General features: G+C 59.2%; 4 protein-coding genes and 1 tRNA gene. All 5 read left to right on the forward strand.

What is annotated here, in order from left to right:
* Positions 1-313 precede the first annotated feature (313 nt).
* The 5 genes from K8W16_RS04595 to K8W16_RS04615 all read left to right on the forward strand — a co-directional run bounded on the left by K8W16_RS04595 (position 314) and on the right by K8W16_RS04615 (position 5,687).
* Positions 314-2,143, forward strand: a complete 1,830-nt coding sequence (locus tag K8W16_RS04595) for a cache domain-containing protein (RefSeq protein WP_304121528.1) — start codon at positions 314-316, stop codon at positions 2,141-2,143.
* 131 nt (positions 2,144-2,274) lie between these two features.
* A complete protein-coding gene (locus K8W16_RS04600; RefSeq protein ID WP_304121529.1) occupies positions 2,275-3,642 on the forward strand; it encodes an L-serine ammonia-lyase in 1,368 nt (455 codons plus the stop codon).
* Between the two features lie 146 nt (positions 3,643-3,788).
* Positions 3,789-4,601, forward strand: a complete 813-nt coding sequence (locus tag K8W16_RS04605; RefSeq protein ID WP_304121531.1) for a thioredoxin domain-containing protein — start codon at positions 3,789-3,791, stop codon at positions 4,599-4,601.
* A 4-nt stretch (positions 4,602-4,605) separates the two neighbouring features.
* Positions 4,606-5,535, forward strand: a complete 930-nt coding sequence (gene ribF / locus K8W16_RS04610; RefSeq protein ID WP_304121533.1) for a riboflavin biosynthesis protein RibF — start codon at positions 4,606-4,608, stop codon at positions 5,533-5,535.
* A gap of 58 nt (positions 5,536-5,593) precedes the next feature.
* Positions 5,594-5,687: transfer RNA gene (locus tag K8W16_RS04615), tRNA-Ser, on the forward strand.
* Positions 5,688-5,735: the final 48 nt, after the last annotated feature.

The raw sequence follows: 5,735 nt of genomic DNA on the forward strand, positions 1-5,735 counted from the left end.
GTGGTTCCAGAACGGAACGAGCGGCGGAAAAAAGCCGCAGGGCTTGGGAGGGGCGGGTTTATAATATCTTGAAATGTCGAAAATTATTTTTTTGACAAAAATGAGAAGCCGAATTCAGGCCGGAAAAAACCAAAAGAAAAAAAGAACAATCTTACCGAAGCCGGTTAATTTTTTATGCAGCGACACTTCATGCGGGATAACAGAGCGGAAATTTTTGGGGCAGGCATAATACTTTATTTTTCCTGTGTTAACGAGTATACTAGCCCATCGCTGAAAAAAGGCCTGTCCGCGCTGGCGGCCACACGGAGGTACAATGATTCTTTTCAAGAAAAGTTCCGAGCGCAGTCTTCACCTGGAAGAGAGGGCAGACCCTCAGCTTTACCGGGAACTTTTCCCCTACACGAGGATAGGACGTATCGGCTTTGACGGCACCATCATCGCCCCCCGTCCGGCAGATCCCTGCTTTATCACAGACACCACCTTCCGCGACGGGCAGCAGGCCCGGCCGCCGTACACGGTAAAGCAGATCGCCCATATTTTCGACCTCCTGCACAAGCTCGGCGGCAAGAGCGGGCTCATCCAGGCTTCGGAATTCTTCATGTATTCCGCCAAGGACCGCAAAGCTATCGAGACCTGCCGCGCGCGCGGCTATCGCTTCCCCCGGGTGACGGGCTGGATACGCGCGAAGGAAGAGGATCTGCGCATTGCCCGCGACATGGAGTTCGATGAGGTGGGGCTGCTCACCAGCGTGTCGGACTATCATATTTACCTTAAATTAGGGAAGACCCGGCAGCAGGCCATGGAGGATTATCTGCGCATCGTGGAGCGTGCCCTGGAGTGGGGTATAGTGCCGCGCTGCCACTTTGAAGATGTCACCCGTGCGGACATACACGGCTTCTGTCTGCCTTTTGCTTCACGCCTTATGGAACTTGCCCATAAGGCATCCATGCCGGTGAAGATACGCCTGTGCGATACCATGGGCTTCGGCGTGCCCTATGCCGGGGCGGCCCTTCCGCGCTCGGTGCAGGGTATTGTGCGCGCCTTTACCGACGAGGCGGGGGTGCCCGGCCAGTGGCTGGAGTGGCACGGACACAACGACTTCCACAAGGTGCTGGTCAACGGTGTTACCGCGTGGTTATACGGCTGCACCGCGGTCAACGGCGCGCTGCTCGGCTTCGGTGAACGCACGGGCAACACGCCCGTGGAAGCCCTGGTCATGGAATATATTTCCCTTACCGGCAACGACGATGTTGCCGATACCACGGTGATTTCCGAGATAGCCGAATACTTTGCCAAAGAGCTGGAGTACGTCATTCCCCCGAATTACCCCTTCGTGGGGAGCGACTTCAACGCCACGAGCGCGGGCGTGCATGTGGACGGGCTCGCCAAAAACGAAGAAATCTACAATATCTTCGATACGGCGAAGATACTCAACCGCCCCGTGCCCATCATCATTACCGACAAGTCCGGTCGTGCGGGCGTAGCGTACTGGATCAACAGCAACATCGAGCTCGACGAAAGCCGCCATGTGACCAAGAAGCATCCTGCGGTGGGCCAGATCTACAACGCAATCATGCAGGCCTACGAAGCCGGGCGCAACACCTCCTTCTCCAATAAGGAAATGTTGGCCCTTGTGCGTCAGTACATGCCCGAGCTCTTCGTTTCCGAGCTGCAGAAGCTCAAGCGGGTGGCGAGCCGCCTTGCTTCCGGCATCATGACGCGCCTTGCCGAGGCATGCCGTGCGAGCCTTTCTCAGGAGGAACGCAACCAGGCGCTGCAGAGCTTTGCCGATCATTATCCCTACATTCAGTTCATCACCCTTACCGACGCAAAGGGCAGGCTGCTCAAGGCCGTGGTGGCGGATGAGGCCAATACCGGCAAGTACGGGCACCTGCCCGATCCGGGCTACGACTATTCCGACCGCGGCTGGTTCAAGATGCCCATGCAGGACGGCGAGCTTCATGTGACAGACGTGTACCAGTCCCAGTACACCGGCGCGCTCATCCTTTCCGTTTCCCAGGCAGTGACGGATGAGAAGGATGAAATCGTGGGCGTTCTGTGCGGCGACATACAGCTTGAAGAGATACTCAAGCATACCGACGATCTGGAGGCGGAGGAAAAGAACAGCTCCGAGCAGATGTAGGTTTTTTTCTTTTCGGGGGGGCTTCGGCCCCCTCGTCGTATGCGCGCCCGCCGCGTCTCAGACGGGGCGCGGTGGATTTTTTCCGGCCTTCCCGCATCCATGTCAAACGGATATCTACCTGAGGATTTGCCATGCGGCCCATCACCACGTCGATCTTTTCTCTGTTCAAGGTCGGGCCAGGCCCGTCGAGCTCGCACACCATAGGCCCCATGACGGCGGGCCGCCTTTTTTCCACGGACTGCGCCGCGCTGCCCCGCGAAGTGCTGGCCCGTGCCGCGCGCATACGGGTGCGCCTTTTCGGTTCCCTGAGCGCCACGGGCGAGGGGCACGGTACCGATGCCGCCGTGCTCGCGGGTATTCTCGGCGTGCGGCCGGAAGACTGCCCGCAGGGGTTTCTGGCAAAGCTTTCCTCGGAGCCTTCCAAGGAGTACCGGGTGGAACTCGGCGTGGGGAGCGCCCTTGTTTCCCTCTCCGACATTGTGCACGACGCTATCGTGCACAAGTACTCCTACAGCAATACGCTCCTTGCGGAACTTCACGATGCGCAAGGAGCGGTACTTTTTGAAAAGGCTTACTATTCCGTGGGTGGGGGATTCGTCCAGTGGGACGGGTGGAAGGCTCCGGAACTGGGAGAGCCCGTTTATCCCTACGGCAACATGAAGGAGCTTCGGGATATTGTCCGCAGCCATGGCCTGAATATTTATGAAATCATGCTGGCCAATGAATCGGCCATTACCGGGGCCTCACGCACCTCCATCATCGACGGTCTGAACGATCTTTTAGACAGGATGGAGGAATCGGTGAAGCACGGGCTGGAGGGCAGCGGATATCTTGCCGGGCCGCTCAAGGTGGAGCGCAAGGCGCACATGCTGCGCGAACGGGCGCTGGCCCTTCAGGATTCTCCGGTCAAGTTCCTTGCCGGACTCAATGCCTACGCCTTCGCCGCTTCGGAAGAAAACGCCTCGGGCGGCGTTATCGTCACCGCGCCCACCTGCGGCTCTGCGGGCGTCATGCCCGCCCTGGTGTACGCCATGCGCCACGATATGTTCATAGGCGACCGCGCCATACGCGAGGGCTTTCTCGCAGCGGCCGCGGTGGGCTTCATCGCCAAGCACAACGCCAGCATCGCCGGCGCGGAAGTGGGCTGTCAGGGGGAAATAGGCGTGGCCTCCGCCATGGCCGCCGCCATGTTCACCGACGCCCAGGGCAATCCTTCCCGCTATGTGGAAAACGCCGCCGAGGTGGCCCTGGAGCATCACCTCGGCATCACCTGCGACCCCGTGGGCGGCTATGTGCAGATCCCCTGCATCGAGCGCAACGCCATGGGCGCGGTGAAGGCCTTCAACGCCTCCCTCATCAGTACGGGTACGCGACCGGAGGCGCACAGGGTTTCCCTGGATGCGGCCATTGCCGCCATGGCGGAAACCGGCAGGGAAATGAGCCATAAATTCAAGGAAACTTCCATGGGCGGCCTTGCCGTGAGCATGGTCACTTGCTGATGCGCAAGGCCTGCGCGGGATGCGTATCGTTTTCTCCTATTTTTGAGAAAGACTTTTTCTTTCGGGATCTAGGTAATATTTCGTTATGCGGTGCTGTCTTGTCAGCATGATATGAAAAAGATATAGTCGCGCAAAAGGAGCTTAGCATGTCTTTTTTTCGTCATATATGTTTTGCGCTTGTCTTTTTTTCCGGTGCGCTCATGGCGCCCGGGGGCGCTTATGCCGCCCCTGCGACCGTGCCTGCGGCCGATCCGGCCGCGCAGCTTGAGGCTCTTTTGCGCGAACATCCCGAGCTTATCCTGAACGTGCTGAAACAGCACAGCGAGGAAGTGCTTGATATTGTGCAGATGGGATCGGACAAGAGGCGGCGCGCCGTTTTGCGTGACCAGTGGGAGAAGGACATAACAGAGCCCAAGCAGGTGGCCCTCCAGGGCAGACCCGCAGGCGGCCCAGACAATGCGCCTGTGACCATCATAGCGTTTTCCGACTTCGTGTGCGCCTACTGCCATCAGGCCGCGTATACCGTGGGCAATCTCATGAAGCGCTATCCGGGCAAGATACGCCTTATTTTCAAGCAGGTGCCCAAAACGGAATCGGGGCGCATTGCCGGGGAATGGTTCATCGCCGCCTATCAGATGGACAAAGCCAAGGCTTGGAAAATGTACGCGCTGGTGTTCGACCGCCAGAAGCAGGTGGAGGAGAACGCTCTTGCGACGCTTCGTACCATTGCCGCGGAAGTGGGGTATGATGCGAAGGCTCTGGAAGCCTCGGTCAAGAGCAAGGCCAAGGAGCTGGACTCCATGCTCGCCGGCGATGCCGCCGATGCGAGTGCGTTGGGCTTTGTGGGGACGCCGTATTTTCTTGTGAACAACATGGTGCTTCGCGGCGCCCTGCCCATGGAAAATTTCGCAGACGCTGTGGAAATGGCTCTGGCGAATACGAATACGGCGGCTAAGTAGTCCCATGCACACTGCTTCCGACCCGAAAGCGCTGCGCGAACAGGCAGCGTGGGACAGGTGTACGGCCACTGTCGGTAATTTCGACGGCGTCCATCTCGGCCATCAGGAACTTCTCCGCCGCACGGTGGAGCACGCCCATGCAGCGGGCATGCCCGCCGTTGCCGTCACTTTCAATCCTCATCCGGCCACGGTGTTGTGCCCCCGCGCCCCCAAGGTGCTGTGCTCCACGGCCCAGCGCCTGGAATACATGGAACAGGCAGGCGTGGACGCCGTGCTGGTTATGCCTTTCAGTCGGGAACTGGCCTCGCGGAGCGCGGGCGATTTCTGCCGCGAGGTGCTTCTGGACGCCCTTTGCGTGCGCGACCTGTTCATCGGCTATGATTTTCGCATGGGCAGCGACCATGCCGGGGCGGATGAGCTGAGAGGCTTTTTTTCCCAGGTTACCCAGGTACAGGCCGTGCTGAAGGAAGGCGCCCCCGTGAGCTCCACACGCATCCGCAAGGCCCTTGCCGAAGGCAGGTTGGAAGAGGCGAACCGCCTTCTCGGCAGGCCTTTTTCCGTGCAGGGGGAAGTGGTGCATGGGGAAGGGCGGGGCGGCCCGCTGCTCGGCATCCCCACCGCCAATCTGGACGTGCCCCACACCCAGGCCATGACGGCCCCGGCTGTGTACGCCACATCGGCCCGTCTCCTGGGTGACGAAGGCGCTGGGGAATGGCAGATGTCCGTGACGAGCTTCTGCAGGAACCCCACTTTCGACGGTTCCTCGCTGACTCTGGAAACGCATATCATGGATTTTTCCGGGGATATTTACGGGCGCGGGCTTGAAGTGCGCTTTCTCGCCCTGCTTCGCAAGGATCGCCGTTTCGACGGGCTGGAAGCGCTTAAAGCGCAGCTTCACGCCGATATGGACGAGAGAAGGGGCCTGCCCCTGTAGGCCGGAAAAAAGGCTTGCCCGCAGACGGCTCTTCATGTAAAAGACAAAGACGTTCCACGGAAAGGTAGCGAAGAGGCCGTAACGCGCTCGACTCGAAATCGAGTTATCGGTGATGAGCCGGTACGTGGGTTCGAATCCCACCCTTTCCGCCAGAATAGATGCTGAGAAAGTCCCATAAGGTACATAAACCCTTGTGGGAC

This window comes from Mailhella massiliensis, from assembly GCF_020741395.1.
Lineage (GTDB): Bacteria > Desulfobacterota > Desulfovibrionia > Desulfovibrionales > Desulfovibrionaceae > Mailhella > Mailhella massiliensis_A.

Excerpts from the sequence above, each read along its gene's own strand:
- K8W16_RS04595 (WP_304121528.1), top strand. The coding sequence starts at position 314 with ATGATTCTTTTCAAGAAAAGTTCCGAGCGCAGTCTTCACCTGGAAGAG.
- K8W16_RS04600 (WP_304121529.1), top strand. The coding sequence starts at position 2,275 with ATGCGGCCCATCACCACGTCGATCTTTTCTCTGTTCAAGGTCGGGCCA.
- K8W16_RS04605 (WP_304121531.1), top strand. The coding sequence starts at position 3,789 with ATGTCTTTTTTTCGTCATATATGTTTTGCGCTTGTCTTTTTTTCCGGT.
- ribF (WP_304121533.1), top strand. The coding sequence starts at position 4,606 with ATGCACACTGCTTCCGACCCGAAAGCGCTGCGCGAACAGGCAGCGTGG.